This window comes from Pontibacter populi, from assembly GCF_019336435.1.
Classification (GTDB): domain Bacteria; phylum Bacteroidota; class Bacteroidia; order Cytophagales; family Hymenobacteraceae; genus Pontibacter; species Pontibacter humidus.
The window spans coordinates 554,681-570,802 of the sequence record NZ_JAHWXQ010000002.1 but is presented as its reverse complement, the minus strand read 5'-3'; the positions used below and the strand labels follow the sequence as shown (position 1 = coordinate 570,802).

Below are 16,122 nucleotides of genomic sequence, written 5' to 3'. Positions count from 1 at the left end.
ATGGGCAAGATCATAAAATATGTTTTCTACGACATTATCCGGAACAAGATCGTTCTGGCTTATACCTTGTTTTTGCTGCTGCTTTCTATAGGCCTCTTTAACCTTGGTGGCAGCCCCGACAAAGCCGTACTTAGTCTGCTGAACCTGGTGTTGCTGACCGTGCCGCTGATAAGCATTGTTTTTGCCACCACACACTTTTATAATTCCTATGAGTTTATAGAACTGTTAGTAGCACAACCGATCACCCGTAAAAAGATATTCATGAGTGAGTATCTGGGCGTAGCCGGGTCATTGTCCGGGGCATTTATAGTTGGCGTTGGTGCGCCGGTACTGCTTTTCGGAGCCAGCCTCACAGGAATTTACCTGCTGCTCACAGGCGTGTTCATTACGTTTATTTTTGTGGCGCTTGCTTTCCTGGCATCAGTTATAACCCGCGATAAGGCCAAAGGCATTGGTATTGCGCTGTTGCTATGGTTTTACTTTGCCCTGATCTACGATGGCATTGTGTTGTTCATCCTATACGCTTTTGCCGATTACCCTTTAGAGAACGCAACCTTAGCCATGACCGCCCTAAATCCGGTAGACCTTGGTAGGATTATCGTGTTGCTGAACCTGGATGTGTCGGCGCTGATGGGCTATACCGGTGCACTGTATAAAAGTATACTGGGCAGCCTGTGGGGAATTAGTTTGGCCTTTGGTTTATTGCTGCTTTGGATACTCGTGCCGATACTAAGCTCCAGAAGTATTTTCAGTAAGAGAGATCTGTAACGATAAGCAGTTAAAGCTATAGTTTAGTAATTGTTTGGTGTTTTGTTTTTAGAGCGCTGGCCGGGATGCCAGCGCTTTTTTTTACATAATAGACTCATTCTGAACAGGGTAAATATTAGAATTTCAAACTGTAAAGATTATAGCCCGTAAACAAAGCCCATAACACATAGGCTCACACCAAATGAACAAAATTATGAAAATGACACACAAAGAATTAAGAGGTCTGTTACTGAGACCTTCGCGTATGGCAGTAATGGCTATGTTTTGTGGTACCATGCTCTGGGGTTGCGGTTCCGGCGAAAACGAGAACAAGGGCGCTGATGCGAAGGAAGAGCCAAGCCTGGCACAAAACGATGCTGATCAGACAGTAGGTGAAGAGATTGAAGATAATGGAATGGGTGTTGGCCCGGTTAAATCAGTAGAAGTAGGAGATAAAATAGATGAAGCGCTTGCTGCTGAAGGGAAGACAATTTTCGAGGCCAAGTGTACGGCTTGTCATCAGCTAACCGATCAGAAAGTGGTAGGTCCTGGCCTGGCTGGTGTTACAGAACGTCGTAAGTCGGAGTGGATCATGAACATGGTGGTAAACCCTGAGGAAATGACCAAAAAAGACCCGACTGCTAAAAAACTGCTGGCAGAGCACCTGACACAGATGACTAACCAGGATATATCAGAGAAAGATGCCAGAGCAATTTTGGAGTACCTGAGGCAGAATGACATGAAAAACTAAATCAATTTCTGAGCAAATTTGATATACTATGAGAGAATTGTTAGGTAATCTGAAAACGATAGCGGCGGGTGTTGGCCTGCCACTGGCACTTATATCTGGTCTGTTTTTACAAAGCTGCAGCGAGAGCAACAGGAGCACTGCTAACACGGAAGGTGTAGACGAAGATGTAGCCAAAGCTGTATATGTAGCTCCTGGTAAGCACGACGAACTTTACTCATTCCTGTCTGGTGGCTTTAACGGGCAGGTGTCTGTTTACGGTATTCCGTCAGGTAGATTGCTGAAGGTGATTCCGGTATTTTCACAGTTCCCGGAAAACGGTTACGGATACAACGAAGAGACAAGGCCGATGCTGATGACATCACATGGATTTGTGCCCTGGGATGACCTGCACCACCCGAAACTTTCGAGAGCGGAAGGTATGGCGGATGGCCGCTGGCTGTTCGTGAACGGTAACAACACCCCGCGTGTAGCCCGTGTAGACCTGACCACCTTTGAGACCGTGGAGATCATGGAGATACCGAACTCGGCGGGTAACCACTGCTCCCCATATCCAACCAACAACAACGAATACATTCTGGCAGGTACCCGTTTCTCAGTTCCCCTGGATCTGGCAAAAGGTGGAATGGGAGATGCAAGCCTGGAAGAGTATAAAGATAAATTCAGAGGCTCTATCTCATTCATAAAAGTGGATAAGGATAAAGGTGATATGGAGCTGGATTTCCAGGTGCTGGTACCGGGTTTTGACTACGACCTTGCCAACGGTGGAAAAGGACCTTCTGGAGACTGGGTTTTTTTTACGACTTATAACACCGAGAAAGCCAGAACCATGAAAGAACTGGGTGCCTCGCAGAACGATAAGGATTACCTGGCAGCCATTAACTGGAAACTGGCCGCTAAATACGCTGCCGAAGGTAAAGCACACGAGATGCCGGCCAATTATTACCACAATAAAATGGACCACGGCACGCATAAAGCCACCTCTACTATTAAAAAGAAAGTGCGATACCTGCTTCCGGAAGAATGTCCGGGCATGATGTACCTGTTGCCAGCGCCTAAATCACCACACGGCATCGACGTAGACCCAACTGGTGAGTATATGGTTGTAAATGGTAAACTGGCTTCCACTTTACCGGTATTCTCTTTCTCTAAAATGCAGAAAGCCATTGAAGACAAAGCTTTTGACGGTGAAGTGAACGGTATACCTGTGTTTAAATATGATGCTGTTCTGTATGGCGAAGTGAAAGAGCCAGGCCTGGGACCACTGCACACTGAGTTTGATGGTAAAGGTAATGCATACTCTACCATGTTCGTATCGTCGGAAGTGGTGAAGTGGAATGTGAAGGATCTGAAAGTTTTGGACAGAATGCCGGTATACTATTCACCAGGTCACTTGATGATTCCGGGTGGTGATACCAAGGAGCCTTATGGCAAATACCTGGTGGTGATGAACAAGATCACCAAAGACCGTTACCTGCCAACCGGCCCTGAACTGGTACACTCTGCTCAGTTGATCGATATATCCGGTGATAAAATGCGTATGTTGCTCGACTTCCCGACACTGGCAGAACCGCACTACGCGCAGGGAATACCAGCCGATAAAGTGGCGCCAAACAGCGTGAAATTCTTTAAACTGGATCAAAATACACACCCAGAGGCTGTGAAGAAAGAAGCTGATGCCAGTGTGACGCGCCAGGGCAAAAACGTGAAAGTGAACATGACCTCGATCCGAAGCCATTTTGTGCCTGATAACATTGAAGGCGTGCAGGTAGGAGATACGGTGATCTTCCACGTAACTAACCTGGAGCAGGACTGGGATGTGCCACACGGATTTGCCGTGATGGGTGCTGACAATGCTGAAACGCTGATCATGCCTGGAGCTACCCAATCGCTGCGATGGGTTCCGAAACAGGCGGGCGTTTATCCGTTCTACTGTACCGACTTCTGCTCGGCACTGCACCAGGAAATGCAGGGCTACATACGGGTATCACCGAAAGGATCTAATGTACCGATTAAGTTCTCGAGTGGTGAGAAAAAATCGGTGCCTCCACCAAACGGAGGTCCTTCCAGTGCCGGTATGAATTAAACATATGCTAACGGAGCAAAGCAGCGGAGTTTGCATATAGCAGACTCCGTTGTTTTTTATTGCTCCACTAAAACAATAGCACCATGAATAAATTGAGCAGGTTACTGATGTTTCTGGCTGCGTTATCTCTGGGTTTGCTGTTTCTTTCCCCGATGTGGAAGATTTACCTGAAAGCTCCACAATACCCGGAAGGGCTGGAGATGCACATCTGGGTAAATAAGATATCAGGTAGCTCTGAGAGTGTGCTGCAGAACTTTAACATCCTGAACCACTACATTGGTATGGAGCCGATCCATGCGGAGTCTTTTGCAGAGCTCAAGATAATGCCCTACATTGTTATAGCCTTTATGATAACCGGTGCCATTATAGCGCTGGCAGGTAAATGGAAACTGATCTTGTACTGGGTCATATTGCTGATGATTGGTGGGGCCGTGGGTGTTCTGGACTTTTACCTGTGGCTGGTAAAGTTTGGTACCAATCTTAGTCCGGAAGCGCCTATTAAAGTACCGGGCATGACCTACATTCCGCCGCTGCTGGGCCGAAAACAATTACTCAATTTTGAAGCACTCTCGTTGCCATCGACCGGTAGCCTGGGTATATTGCTGGCGCTCATTTTTGCAGCCATAGCCTATTATGTAAGTCGTAAAAATAAATCTAAAGAACAGACCCTGATAACTACATGAAACCCTTAAAAAGCCTTGTAAGCTTTATGCTTACAGTTGCGCTGCTTACTGCCTGCTCAGTAGAACCTAAACCAATCCCTTATGGCGAAACCAATTGTGCCCACTGCAACATGACGGTAGCCGATAACCGCTTTGGTGCCGAACTGGTGAACGATAAAGGAAAAGCCATTTACTTTGACTCTTCTGAGTGCCTGGCTGCTTTCGTGAACGAGCAACCGGAACAGGGAAACAATGCCGCCTACCTGATGGTTACAGACTATACTAACCCCAACCAGATCATTAATGCCCGGGAAGCTCATTTTCTGCAGAGCCGGGAGTTGCCAAGTCCAATGGGTATGTTCCTGACTGCGTATGCTGATGCGGGAGCCGCTCAAAAGATGCAACAGGAGCATGGCGGTCGCCTGCTTAACTGGGAGGAGGTTGTTTTAGCTGTACAGAAAAATGAAAAACCCGAATAAACAGATTTTTTTGCTGGCACACATTCTGGCCTTATTACTTATGGGGCATACTGCGTTTAGTGCCACCCTGAAAGTATGCAAAACCTGTACCTATACTTCGGTAAAGCAGGCTGTGCAGAAAGCCAAGCCTGGCGATACCGTACTAATAGATGGCGGTACTTACCAGGAATCCGGGATAGAGATAAACAAACCTCTCCGCCTGATCGGGCAAAATAACCCGGTGATCGACAGCAACTATAAAGGGCAGATCATAACAATTACCGTCGACGATGTAACTGTAGATGGGCTCACACTCAAAAACATCGCCACCAGCTACATCCGCGATGACGCCGCCATTCGTGTTTTCCGGGCCAGTAACGTCCACATCCTCAACAACACCATCCTGAACACCTACTATGGAATCTACCTTCAGAACTCAGAGAAGATAACTATAAAGGATAATGTGGTAAAAGGAGAGAATACCGGCAAAACAGAATCTGCGCTGGGCAATGCCATCCATTTATACTATACAGATGAAGTAGAGATAAGCGGCAATAATGTGCAGGGCCATCGCGACGGCATTTACCTGGAAGTGGTGAAGAACAGCAAGGTACACCGCAACTCAAGCCTCAACAACCAACGCTATGGTCTGCACTTTATGTTCTCCAACGGTAATACCTACACCAATAATATCTTTCGCCATAATGGGGCTGGTGTGGCCGTCATGTATACCGATGATGTGCTGATGGAGCATAATACGTTTGAAGATAACTGGGGTGCGGCCGCCTATGGTTTGCTGCTGAAAGATATTCGTGACAGTGTGATCCGCAACAATATTTTCAAGCGCAATACCACTGCGATATATATGGAAAGTTCCAGTCGCCTGGATATAAAAAATAACGATTTTGAGCGCAACGGCTGGGCCATAAAACTGATGACTACCTGCGTGGACGACACCTTCCGGCTGAACAATTTTACAGGTAACTCTTTTGATGTTAGTACCAACGGCACCAGCCAGCTAAACCATTTCGAGAACAACTACTGGGAGAAATACACCGGTTACGACCTGGATAAGAATGGCGTGGGTGATGTACCCTACAGGCCGGTTAGTTTGTATGCCATGCTGGTAGAGCGCGTGCCCCCTTCGGTGATGCTGATGCGTAGCTTTATGGTAGACCTGCTCGATAACATGGAGAAAGTATTGCCAAGCATCATTCCGGAGAACCTGGTAGATGAAAAACCCTTGATGAAGAGAATTAAACATGATAACGATAAAGAACTTGCACAAGTCCTACGGCAAACTACAAGTGCTGCGGGACGTGAACGTTGAGTTTGGTACAGGAAAAGTTGTGTCTATAATCGGACCAAACGGAGCGGGTAAAACCACCATGAGCAAATGCATACTGGGCATGGTATTACCCGACAGCGGCGATATACAACTAAACGGCGAGAGCGTGTTGAAAAAGTATGCTTACCGCAGCCAGATCGGCTACATGCCTCAGATAGGCAAATACCCCGTGAACATGAAGATCCGGCAGGTGATCGAGATGATCCGCGATATCCGCAAAAAAGAAAAGAATGTGGATGAGGAACTGATCGGACTGTATGCGCTGGAAGAAATTTATGACAAACGCATGGGTGCTTTATCGGGTGGCACCAAGCAGAAGGTGAGCGCCGCGCTGGCTTTCCTGTTCGATCCGCCCATCCTGATACTAGATGAGCCCACTGCCGGCCTGGACCCTATTGCCGCCGAAATTCTGAAAGCCAAGATCCTGAAAGAAAAGAAGCGGGGGAAGCTGATACTCATCACATCGCATATTATGAGTGAGATAGAAGAAGTGGCCGACGAAGTGCTGTGCCTGGTAGATGGAAGTATAAAGTTCTACGAATCTATAGTTGAACTGAAAGCGCACACCCAGGAAGACCGCCTGAGCCGTGCCGTTGCCAAAATCATGAACGAAGGATATCACCCATGAACAAGATCATAAAATATGTATTGCTCGACATCGTAAAAAGCAGGATCATTATAGCTTACACGGTGTTTTTGTTGTTGCTTTCCATTGGCCTGTTTAACCTGGGCGGCAGCCCGGATAAAGGGATATTAAGTCTGCTGAACCTGGTGCTGCTGACCGTGCCGCTGATAAGCATTGTTTTTGCCACCACCCACTTTTATAACTCTTATGAGTTTATAGAACTGTTGGTAGCGCAGCCGATCAACCGCACAAAAATATTCATGAGCGAGTATTTAGGTGTGGCATTCTCGCTTTCGGCCGCTTTTATAGTTGGTGTAGGCATTCCGGTCATCATCTTCAGTCCAGGGCTAACTGGTTTATACTTAGTGCTTACGGGCGTGTTTATCACCTTTATTTTCGTGGCCATGGCTTTCCTGGCATCGGTGATTACCCGGGATAAAGCCAAGGGCATTGGTATTGCATTGCTGCTGTGGTTTTACTTTGCCCTGATCTACGATGGCATTGTGCTGTTCATCCTATATGCCTTTGGTGACTATCCTTTAGAGTATGCTACCCTGGCCATGACGGCGCTTAACCCGATCGATTTAGGCCGGATCATAGTTTTGCTGAACCTGGATGTGTCGGCGCTGATGGGCTATACCGGGGCTTTGTATAAAAGTATATTCGGGAGTGTGTGGGGAATTGCCACTGCCTTTGGACTGCTGATGCTCTGGGCACTGATACCAGTGCTGAGCTCCCGGCGCATATTCTCGAAAAGAGACCTGTAGGAAACTATAGTTTGACTTAAAAAAACAGGAGCGCCACGGTTATAGTTTGCGCTCCTGTTTTGCTTTACTTGCTATTGTTTTTTCTGGTTCTGCTGCCGCTGATGTTCTTCGGTTGCTGAGGACAGGGTATCCACTTCCAGACGACCGCTGTCTTCGAGGCCTTCCAGTTGCGGGCTTATTTCTTCCCCTGATCCGATCTCTACATCATTATCACCTGTGGTTTCTTCGGTCCTGTTTGCATCGGTCTCCGATTCTTTGTTAGTTGTGTTTGTATCGTTGCAGGCAAACGCGAAAAATCCTAACCCAATTATCAATATCTTTTTCATAGCTCAAGTAGTTAGTAAACTATAAAAAACGAACTATGGATCAATGGGTTACATTTTTAGCCAGCTTAGATTAAGCCGGTAAACTATAGTTTGCGACGCTTCAATTCACCCTGCAGCATTTCCAGTTCCCGGCTCATTTGTCCTGCTATAGATGTGTTTTCTTCCGCCCTGCGGATAAGGTAAGGAACAGCCGTTGCCACATCGCCATACGGTAGGTACTTGGAGGCATTAAAGCCGGCATCTGCCAGGTTAAATGTCAGGTTATCGCTCATGCCGTACAGTTGCGAGAAATGGATATGCTGATGATTCTCAATCTCGTCTTTCAGGATGCGCCGTGTTAAATATGTTGTGCTGAATTCGTTGTGAGTGGCCGCGCAAAGTTCGGCATAGTCCAGGTTGTCCAGACAAATATCAATGGCCTGGTTAAAGCTTGCATCCGTGTCTTCTTTTACGGTAAATACCGGGCAGCTATAGTTGTATGTTCGGGCACGTTCCTGCTCTTTTTCCAGGTAAGCGCCACGCACTATTTTTATACCAGCTATTACGCCGGCATTTTTGCAGCGTTCTATGCAGCCTTTCAGGTAGGCAACGCGGTCTACACGGTACATTTGCAGGGTATTAAAGATCACGGCGCGGCTGGTGTTGTAAGCAAACATCATCTTCTCAGCCAGCTCATCCATCGGGTCCTGCATCCAGCTCTCTTCAGCATCAATGTATAAGGTCAGGTTAGCTGCCGCTACCGCTTTGCAGACAGCATCCAGGCGATTTTCTGTTCTTTCATAGGCCTGTATTTCCTGCTCTGTCAGCGGCTTGTTTTCGTGCAGTTTCTGGAAGATATCCTTGTGGCCAATACCGGTTAGCTTGATGCTGAGGTAAGAAAAGGATTTCATTCTATTAGCCAGCATGATATTGCTCAGGATCTCATCCCGGACCATATCAAAGCCGGCTTCATCGGTCTGCGCTTCGGCGGCATAATCCAGTACGGTGTGCACCTTTACTGCTGCCAGCCGGGCAACTATAGTTTGCGCCTCGTGCACGGTCTCGCCACCGCAAAAATGCTTGTAAATCGTTTTCCGGATCAGCCCTTTTATGGGTAAACCAAGTTTGAGCGCCATGTTAGTAGCAACGCCGCCCACTTTTACCAGTGCAGGTTTGCCCATCATGGTAAAAAGGAAATTGGCCAGCTTAAGTTCTGAATCGGTCTTGGTGCTGAACGCTACCTGCATGTTAGTGGCATCGAAGGAGCGCGTCGTTTTTTGTGCGATACTATTATTCATGATTGAAAAGCTATAGTTGTTTTACCTGATCCTGGGGCCTAAGCCACCTAGTAGATTTTACCGGACATAAGCAGGCAGATGAACACTGAATCATCCGGCAATGTTACCTATAGTTTCGCCCCTCCAAAATGAGTAGTGTCAGTATCTAAAATGACTTCTGTCATTAAGTGTAGGTTCTCTTAAAAGTGATGCGTAAAGAGGATGGAAAATTTAAGCTAAGTGATAAGTATCACTTTATAAGTTAACAGGTTATACTATACTTGCGGTGTATAAATTACACGCCATGATACCTTCACAAACCTACTATAACGAACTGGTAAACCCAATGACTTACCCGGAATTTAAATCCTTAACCGAAGAACTGATTGTCCAGGGAAAAACAACCGGCGATGAGCAGACAGAACAAAAGATCAGCTTCACAAAACTGAACCAGCAGCGCATGAAACGCGTGGAAAAACAGTTTGTAATGCAGCCTGAACTTAGCGAATTGCTGGCACAAAAAAACCTGAACTGGAACTGGCTGATACTGGTAGAAGCATGGTGCGGAGATGGTGCCCAGATATTGCCTGCCATAGCTGCTATTGCTGAACAAACACCGGGAATAATACTTACTGTGTTGCTGCGCGACGAAAATCCGGAACTGATGAATACTTGCCTCACAAACGGCAGCAAAGCAATTCCAAAACTGATTTGTGAAGATGCTGAAACCGGTGAGCGCTTATTTACCTGGGGAGCACGCCCTACAGCCATACAACAACAGGTAGTACAGTTAAAAGCGGAGAACCCAGCTATAGCCCACGAGGAACTGGTGCAGCAGGTGCAACTATGGTATGCCAAAGACCGCAGCCAGGCCTTGCAACAGGATCTTATAAACCTGGTGCGTGAAGTACTGGAAGTACCCTCAACTATAGCTGAAGTTTAAAAAACGTTCGGCTACCTTTTAAATACCCTAACCTTAAAAAAAGTAATTATGAAACTTTATATTGCTGCTTTTTTTATAGCCGGATTACTGTTTTCCTGCTCTGGTAACCATGACCTTGAAAACGGCCATAATAAGGTACACGCTGCGCAAACAGAGCTTTCGCTAGACGGAGTAGACCGCTGGCAAGCCGATGATGCTACCAACACAAACATAGAACAGCTACAGCAACTGATGCAGGAGCACCTGAGCCAGCCGGATACCAGCAACCTGGAAGCGATAAATGAATTAGGGCATGTGCTGCAGTTCGGGTTTGATGAAGTATTTAAAGAATGCCGCATGAAAGGGCCGGAGCACGACATGCTGCACGTATATTTAGTGCCGATGCTGAATGATGTAAAAGCTTTAAAAGCCGATAACCTGGAAACGGCCATTGCTGCCCGCGATCGCCTGGCTTTCAGACTGGACCAATATCAAATCTACTTTAAATAGTGCCTGAAACCGATTACAGCGTAACTATAGCTTTAGGTAAATGGCGCCTGCCGTTGCTGAGTGCAGTGCTTAGCCTGGTGGTAATTGCCATGCTGGGATTGCTGCTACGCTGGACTTTTATACAACCTGTTTCCGGCCTGAACTATAAATACCTGTTGCATGCACACTCGCATGCGGCATTGCTGGGCTGGCTTTACCCGGTGCTTTTTATAGCGCTGATACATGCCTACCTGCCTGCATTGTTGCGGAACAAAGCAATTTATAGCTGGCAGTTCTGGCTTTCGCAGGGCGCGGTGTTGGGTATGTTATTGAGCTTCCCGGTACAAGGCTACGGCGCGGTTTCTATCACTTTCTCAACGCTCCATATTCTGCTTACTTACTGGTTCATTTACCGGTTTTTAAAAGATTCAAAAGCGGCAAATGTAAGTGGTGGTAACTATAGTGTGTCTTTCGGTTTTATGAAGGCAGCTTTGTTTTTCCTGGCACTTTCTTCGCTGGGGCCGTGGGCGATGGGACCGATCATGGCTACCGGGCATAGCGGGACCGAACTATACTATAATGCCATCTATTTTTACCTGCATTTTCTGTACAACGGCTGGCTGACATTTGCTGTATTTAGTTTGTTGTTCTGGCTTTTGGAGCGGTATAAGATAAGCTTTAACCGCAACTATAGTTTGCTGTTTTTCAGGCTGATGTTCTGGGCTTGTTTACCAGCATATTTGTTGTCTGTACTCTGGATAAAACCCAATGCTATAGTTTACCTGGTGGGTGGAGTTGCGGCTTTGACGCAGGTAGTAGCGCTGGTAGTTTTGGTTGCTATAGTTTGGCCGGTCCGTAGTAAACTGTTAAGCTTATTTGGTAACTGGAGCAGAGCTATCGTTTTGCTTGCCGCAACTGCTTTTGTGCTTAAAACGCTGATGCAATTCTCCACCGCTTTCCCGTATATGGCAGATCTGGCATACCAGCTGCGCAACTTTATCATCGGGTACCTACATTTGGTTCTGATCGGGTTTGTAAGCTTTTTTATAGTTGCGTTTTGTGTGCAGCAAGCTTGGTTAACCCTCAGATCAACTATAAGCCGGTGGGGGCTAGGACTGTTTATAGTTGGCTTTATCAGTAGCGAAGCCTTGCTGTTTCTGCAGGGAACTTTCTACTGGGTTGGTGCCGGAGCTATACCGAACTATAACGAGATGCTTTTTGGAGTAAGTATCTTTTTGCCGGTAGGCGTTTTACTATTTTTTATCTCACAACTGCTACTTGGTAGCGTCACTGCTGAAACTAAAACTCCATCTGCTTTCAAGAAAGTATAGTTTGAGAGCCCAGCATTTTTAGTCTAATTCCTGTTGCTGTAGTTTACAGAGTTCCGAGTAACGTAACACCGAAACTGACTATCATAATAACCTTTACCAACTCAGCTCCGATGTAGTAAAAGTGTAAGACTGACTTCGGTAATTCTGCACCTGAGATCACCAGTTCAGCGCGCTTATTCATGGCAGGTAGCAGCCAAATGGATTGTAGAAGCAGGATTAAGATCGGGATATAAAGAAAGAATGCCATCGAATCGCCGAAAAATCCGCTCACAAAAAGTAGTGCCAACGAGGCCAGTCCAAAGAACCATTCCACTTTATTCATTCCACTAAAGATCAGGCGGCCAATGCTCAGGCCAATTGCCAAGGTTACGCCCGGTGCCCTGAACTTCAGCCAGGCTTCCATAAAACTGATCGCGCTCACAAAGCCAACCCATAAAAAGGTCAGCAATATCAGGTAGTGTTCGGGTGCCATTTATAGTTTAAAATTTACAGGATGGTTCTGCCTTTGTTCTGTTTATAGAATTCAATTTTACTGGCAAACATTTCAGCCATTTTCTGTGCACGCCACTTTGCTTCTTCCGCTTTCTCGCCGGTAAAAAGCTCGTCTATCGTTTTGTAAAAGATCTGGAGCCAGCGCTCGAAATGTTGTTCGTCTACAGGCAAGGTTATATGCTTCACACCCGGATTGCCTTGATAGGTAAGTTCTTCCAGTAAAACAGTTTGCCAGAAACGGTACATGATATCCAGGTGCTTCGCCCATCTGTCCTGAATGCGTTCGTCAAATATGGGTCCCAGCAATTCATCGGCACGTACCCTGGTGTAGAAGGTATCCACCAGCAGTTTTACATCCTCTAAACTAAGTATGTCTTTCTTTTCCGTCATGTTGCAAGTTACTTAAATCAAAAGTATTGTCATCTCGACGATAGGAGAGATCTGATTCAGATTTCTCCTATCGTCGAGATGACAAATTGCTTTACTAACTACAGCCTAAACTATTGCCGCAGTTCAAACATTTATAACAGGTACCGGAGCGTATAGTTATGTGCCCGCATACGTTACAGATCGGCGCATCGCCCATCATGCTGGCCAGCACCTGCTGCGTCTGCTCCATCTGCTCCATCAGCACTGTTCTGCTTTGGGTAACAACAGAATAGTTTTTCCCGGAGCTTTTCGTGGTTGACGTTTCCGGAACTATAGTTGCTGCCTGCTCCGGTAAGCTTTCAGCAACAGGCTTCTCAGCTATAATTTCCTGTTCTTCGGTATGCACGTGCACCAGGTCTTTCCTGTTGAGGTACTCATAGCCCAGCATCCTGAAAATGTAGTCGAACACCGATGTAGCCGATTTGATATTCGGATGCTCTACGCGGCCAGCCGGCTCGAAACGGGTAAAGGTAAATCGGTTCACAAATTCCTCCAGCGGCACACCATACTGCAGACCCAGCGACACTGAAATGGCAAAGCAGTTCAGAATAGACCTAAACGAAGCCCCTTCCTTGTACATGTCAATGAACAATTCGCCCAGCGAACCATCCGCATACTCGCCGGTTCGGATGTAAACGGTGTGTCCGTCGATCTTTGCTTTCTGGGTAAATCCGTTGCGTTTGTCCGGTAGTTTGCGTCGTTCCACCATGCGAGTCAGCTCTTCCCGGAAACCGTTATTTGAGGCATCCGAAAGGATGGCTTTTGCTGCCTGTAACACCTGCTCGGCGTTAAATTGAGCTTCCGTTATTGTTACCTTTTCTTCTGTTTTCTCTTCAGTTTCCGTACTGCTGCTTTTGGATGTAAGCGGCTGCGAAAGTTTGCTGCCATCACGGTAAATAGAGCAGGCTTTCAAGCCAAGTTCCCACGACAATTCATAGCAATGTGCTACTTCTTCCCGGGTTGTTTCGTTGGGCAGGTTTATTGTTTTAGAGATCGCCCCGGATATGAACGGTTGCACGGCAGCCATCATTTTAATATGACCTTCGGCGTGAATAAAGCGCTGGCCTTTGCTGCCGCAACGGTTGGCACAATCAAAAACAGCGTAATGTTCCGGCTTCAGGTAAGGTGCTCCTTCCACGGTCATGGTTCCGCAAACGTAGTCGTTCGCTTCTTCCACCTGTTTCGGACTATAGCCCAACACCTGCAGCAGGTTAAAACCTGGTTTTTGATACTGCTCTGAACTATAGCCCAATCTTTCTAAGCAAGCTTCGCCAAGTGTATAAACATTAAAGAGTGAGGTCAGGTCGTAAGCTTTTGGCAAGGCTGCTTCCAGCGTACCAATTTCTTCTTCCGTAAAGCCTTTTTCGAGAAGAGATTCCGGGTTAATGTGTGGCGCGCCGTTTAGCGAACTATAGCCTTTGGCATAGTTAACTATAGTTTCGATCTCTTCTGAACTATAGCCCAGTTTGGTAAGCGCACCTGGAATAGACTGGTTGATGATCTTGAAATAGCCGCCGCCCGATAGTTTTTTATACTTCACCAACGCATAATCAGGCTCCACGCCCGTCGTGTCGCAATCCATCAGCAAACCGATCGTTCCGGTTGGGGCGATAACAGTGGCCTGGGCATTTCGGTAGCCGTATTTTTCGCCTTGTTGCAACGCATCGTCCCAGGAGTTTTGGGCTGCTTTTAACAGGTAATCCGGGCAAAGGTTCTGGTCCAGGCCATGGGGTTGTATACTCAGGTTATCGTAGTTTTCAGGTTGGTCGTACGTGGCAAAGCGGTGGTTACGGATCACGCGGAGCATGGCTTCGCGGTTCTGGTCGTATTTTGCAAACGCTCCCAGGCTGGCCGCCATTTCTGCGGAAGTACGGTAAGCTGTGCCTGTCATCAGTGATGTAATGCCGGCTGATAAAGCCCGGGCTTCCTCGCTGTCGTAGGGCAGGCCCTGTACCATCAGTAAGGCACCTAAGTTGGCATAGCCTAAACCTATGGTTCTATAGTCGTAAGAGCGTTGCGCCACGGCTTCGGAAGGGAACTGCGCCATCAGTACAGATATCTCCAGCACCACCGTCCATAGTCGGCAGGCATGTTCAAAAGCGGCTACGTCAAATTTCTGTTTTTCTTCATCAAAAAAGCGCAGCAGGTTAAGCGATGCCAGGTTGCAGGCTGTATCGTCCAGGAACATATATTCCGAGCACGGATTAGAAGCGTTGATTCTGCCTTCAGCAGGAGAGGTATGCCACTCATTTATAGTTGTATCGAACTGCAGACCCGGGTCCGCACAAGCCCAGGCTGCATCCGCAATCTGGTTCCATAAGCTACGTGCAGGTATTGATTTAATGATTTTGCCAGTTGTTCGGGCAGTCAGGTGCCAGTCGCCGTTCTGGTGCAGCGCTTTAAAGAAGGTATTGGGTACACGCACCGAGTTATTGGAGTTCTGGCCTGATACGGTGTTGTAAGCCTCTCCTTCAAAATCGCCGGAATAGCCGGCAGCAATCAGGGCAGCTACTTTTTTCTCTTCGTCCTTCTTCCAGTTTATAAATTCCTGAATCTCGGGGTGGTCCAGGTCGAGGCACACCATTTTAGCAGCACGCCGCGTAGTGCCACCCGATTTTATAGCTCCGGCTGCCCGGTCGCTTACCCTTAAAAATGACATCAGTCCTGACGAAGTGCCGCCGCCGGATAGTTCTTCTTCCTTGCCCCGGATGTTTGAAAAGTTAGTGCCTACGCCCGAGCCGTACTTAAATACCCGCGCTTCCTGCACCAGCAGATCCATTATGCCGCCTTTCTGCGCCAAATCGTCCTGCACCGAAAGAATGAAACAGGCATGTGGCTGTGGCCGCTCAAACGCTGAGGTCGACTCCTTCATTTTACCTGTGTCAGGGTCTACATGATAATGGCCCTGCGATTTACCTGAAATGCCATAGGAATTGTAAAGGCCGGTGTTAAACCATTGCGGCGAGTTGGGTGCGGCATACTGGCCCAGCAGCATATACACCAGTTCGTCATAAAACACTTGGGCATCTTTCTCAGATGCAAAATAGCCATACTTACTTCCCCAGTCCTGCCAGCATTTTACCAGGCGGTGTACTACTTGCTTCGCTGATTTCTCAGAACCGGTTCTACCATCGGCCTGAGGTACGCCCGCTTTACGCAGGTACTTCTGAGCAAGGATATCGGTCGCGATCTGCGACCATTGTGCGGGTACTTCCACGTCGTTCAGCTCTGCCACCACATCGCCGGTCGGGTTGCGGATAGTGGAGGAGCGGAGCTCGTAACGGAACATGTCGTAGGCATTTTGCGCTGCGGTGGTAAAATGCCGGGCGAAGGACAGGCCGGCTGCTCTTTTACTTTTCTTCATAGGGGTAGCTCTATAAATTTTTTTAAGGGTTTCTGAATACTTGTTGCGCGTTTGCCTGCGATGGGCTCTGGA

At 47.3% G+C, this 16,122-nt stretch carries 16 protein-coding genes; 11 read left to right on the top strand and 5 right to left on the bottom strand.

Going from position 1 to position 16,122, the window contains the following annotated elements:
• From KYK27_RS08975 to KYK27_RS08940, 8 genes are all read left to right on the top strand, one after another.
• Positions 1–768, top strand: a complete 768-nt coding sequence (locus KYK27_RS08975) for an ABC transporter permease subunit (protein WP_199109692.1) — start codon at positions 1–3, stop codon at positions 766–768.
• A 193-nt stretch (positions 769–961) separates the two neighbouring features.
• Entirely contained in the window at positions 962–1,498 is a 537-nt protein-coding gene (locus KYK27_RS08970; protein ID WP_233150349.1) for a c-type cytochrome, read from the top strand.
• Between the two features lie 28 nt (positions 1,499–1,526).
• Complete coding sequence (nosZ, locus tag KYK27_RS08965) at positions 1,527–3,581, top strand: Sec-dependent nitrous-oxide reductase (protein WP_199109691.1); 2,055 nt, start codon at positions 1,527–1,529, stop codon at positions 3,579–3,581.
• Between the two features lie 83 nt (positions 3,582–3,664).
• Positions 3,665–4,264 carry a hypothetical protein gene (locus KYK27_RS08960; RefSeq protein WP_199109690.1) on the top strand — a complete coding sequence of 200 codons (600 nt, stop codon included), beginning with the start codon at positions 3,665–3,667 and terminating at the stop codon, positions 4,262–4,264.
• A complete protein-coding gene (locus KYK27_RS08955; protein WP_199109689.1) occupies positions 4,261–4,722 on the top strand; it encodes a nitrous oxide reductase accessory protein NosL in 462 nt (153 codons plus the stop codon). Before KYK27_RS08960 ends, KYK27_RS08955 begins: the two co-directional genes overlap by 4 nt.
• Complete coding sequence (locus KYK27_RS08950) at positions 4,706–6,031, top strand: nitrous oxide reductase family maturation protein NosD (RefSeq protein WP_199109688.1); 1,326 nt, start codon at positions 4,706–4,708, stop codon at positions 6,029–6,031. The genes KYK27_RS08955 and KYK27_RS08950 overlap by 17 nt, the downstream gene beginning before the upstream one ends.
• Positions 5,964–6,677, top strand: coding sequence for an ABC transporter ATP-binding protein (locus tag KYK27_RS08945; RefSeq protein ID WP_199109687.1), 714 nt, complete (start codon positions 5,964–5,966; stop codon positions 6,675–6,677). The genes KYK27_RS08950 and KYK27_RS08945 overlap by 68 nt, the downstream gene beginning before the upstream one ends.
• Entirely contained in the window at positions 6,674–7,441 is a 768-nt protein-coding gene (locus KYK27_RS08940; RefSeq protein ID WP_199109686.1) for an ABC transporter permease subunit, read from the top strand. Before KYK27_RS08945 ends, KYK27_RS08940 begins: the two co-directional genes overlap by 4 nt.
• A 71-nt stretch (positions 7,442–7,512) precedes the next feature.
• Here KYK27_RS08940 and KYK27_RS08935 read toward each other — a convergent pair whose 3' ends face one another.
• Positions 7,513–7,767 (bottom strand): hypothetical protein, encoded by a 255-nt coding sequence (locus KYK27_RS08935; protein ID WP_199109685.1) that lies wholly within the window; start codon positions 7,765–7,767, stop codon positions 7,513–7,515.
• An 83-nt stretch (positions 7,768–7,850) separates the two neighbouring features.
• Positions 7,851–9,044, bottom strand: coding sequence for a proline dehydrogenase family protein (locus tag KYK27_RS08930; protein ID WP_199109684.1), 1,194 nt, complete (start codon positions 9,042–9,044; stop codon positions 7,851–7,853).
• Between the two features lie 283 nt (positions 9,045–9,327).
• Here KYK27_RS08930 and KYK27_RS08925 point away from each other — a divergent pair, with 283 nt between their 5' ends.
• Genes KYK27_RS08925 through KYK27_RS08915 form a run of 3 tightly spaced genes read left to right on the top strand, consistent with a single transcriptional unit; the run spans position 9,328 to position 11,765 of the window.
• Positions 9,328–9,966, top strand: coding sequence for a thioredoxin family protein (locus KYK27_RS08925; RefSeq protein ID WP_199109683.1), 639 nt, complete (start codon positions 9,328–9,330; stop codon positions 9,964–9,966).
• A 48-nt stretch (positions 9,967–10,014) separates the two neighbouring features.
• On the top strand, positions 10,015–10,455 hold the full coding sequence (locus KYK27_RS08920; RefSeq protein ID WP_199109682.1) for a hypothetical protein: 441 nt from the start codon (positions 10,015–10,017) through the stop codon (positions 10,453–10,455).
• A complete protein-coding gene (locus tag KYK27_RS08915; protein WP_199109681.1) occupies positions 10,455–11,765 on the top strand; it encodes a hypothetical protein in 1,311 nt (436 codons plus the stop codon). The genes KYK27_RS08920 and KYK27_RS08915 overlap by 1 nt, the downstream gene beginning before the upstream one ends.
• Positions 11,766–11,808: 43 nt before the next feature.
• Here KYK27_RS08915 and KYK27_RS08910 read toward each other — a convergent pair whose 3' ends face one another.
• The 3 genes from KYK27_RS08910 to KYK27_RS08900 all read right to left on the bottom strand — a co-directional run bounded on the left by KYK27_RS08910 (position 11,809) and on the right by KYK27_RS08900 (position 16,050).
• Positions 11,809–12,237: a hypothetical protein gene (locus KYK27_RS08910; protein ID WP_199109680.1), complete on the bottom strand. Its 429-nt coding sequence runs from the start codon at positions 12,235–12,237 to the stop codon at positions 11,809–11,811.
• A gap of 14 nt (positions 12,238–12,251) precedes the next feature.
• Positions 12,252–12,647: a group III truncated hemoglobin gene (locus tag KYK27_RS08905; protein ID WP_199109679.1), complete on the bottom strand. Its 396-nt coding sequence runs from the start codon at positions 12,645–12,647 to the stop codon at positions 12,252–12,254.
• Between the two features lie 94 nt (positions 12,648–12,741).
• A complete protein-coding gene (locus tag KYK27_RS08900; RefSeq protein WP_199109678.1) occupies positions 12,742–16,050 on the bottom strand; it encodes a vitamin B12-dependent ribonucleotide reductase in 3,309 nt (1,102 codons plus the stop codon).
• Positions 16,051–16,122: the final 72 nt, after the last annotated feature.

Bases quoted from the DNA above. Each gene is read 5' to 3' on its own strand.
- KYK27_RS08935 (WP_199109685.1), bottom strand. From the start codon at position 7,767: ATGAAAAAGATATTGATAATTGGGTTAGGATTTTTCGCGTTTGCCTGC.
- KYK27_RS08975 (WP_199109692.1), top strand. From the start codon at position 1: ATGGGCAAGATCATAAAATATGTTTTCTACGACATTATCCGGAACAAG.
- KYK27_RS08910 (WP_199109680.1), bottom strand. From the start codon at position 12,237: ATGGCACCCGAACACTACCTGATATTGCTGACCTTTTTATGGGTTGGC.
- KYK27_RS08920 (WP_199109682.1), top strand. From the start codon at position 10,015: ATGAAACTTTATATTGCTGCTTTTTTTATAGCCGGATTACTGTTTTCC.
- nosZ (WP_199109691.1), top strand. From the start codon at position 1,527: ATGAGAGAATTGTTAGGTAATCTGAAAACGATAGCGGCGGGTGTTGGC.
- KYK27_RS08955 (WP_199109689.1), top strand. From the start codon at position 4,261: ATGAAACCCTTAAAAAGCCTTGTAAGCTTTATGCTTACAGTTGCGCTG.
- KYK27_RS08940 (WP_199109686.1), top strand. From the start codon at position 6,674: ATGAACAAGATCATAAAATATGTATTGCTCGACATCGTAAAAAGCAGG.
- KYK27_RS08925 (WP_199109683.1), top strand. From the start codon at position 9,328: ATGATACCTTCACAAACCTACTATAACGAACTGGTAAACCCAATGACT.
- KYK27_RS08960 (WP_199109690.1), top strand. From the start codon at position 3,665: ATGAATAAATTGAGCAGGTTACTGATGTTTCTGGCTGCGTTATCTCTG.
- KYK27_RS08900 (WP_199109678.1), bottom strand. From the start codon at position 16,050: ATGAAGAAAAGTAAAAGAGCAGCCGGCCTGTCCTTCGCCCGGCATTTT.
- KYK27_RS08930 (WP_199109684.1), bottom strand. From the start codon at position 9,044: ATGAATAATAGTATCGCACAAAAAACGACGCGCTCCTTCGATGCCACT.
- KYK27_RS08970 (WP_233150349.1), top strand. From the start codon at position 962: ATGAAAATGACACACAAAGAATTAAGAGGTCTGTTACTGAGACCTTCG.
- KYK27_RS08945 (WP_199109687.1), top strand. From the start codon at position 5,964: ATGATAACGATAAAGAACTTGCACAAGTCCTACGGCAAACTACAAGTG.
- KYK27_RS08950 (WP_199109688.1), top strand. From the start codon at position 4,706: ATGAAAAACCCGAATAAACAGATTTTTTTGCTGGCACACATTCTGGCC.
- KYK27_RS08905 (WP_199109679.1), bottom strand. From the start codon at position 12,647: ATGACGGAAAAGAAAGACATACTTAGTTTAGAGGATGTAAAACTGCTG.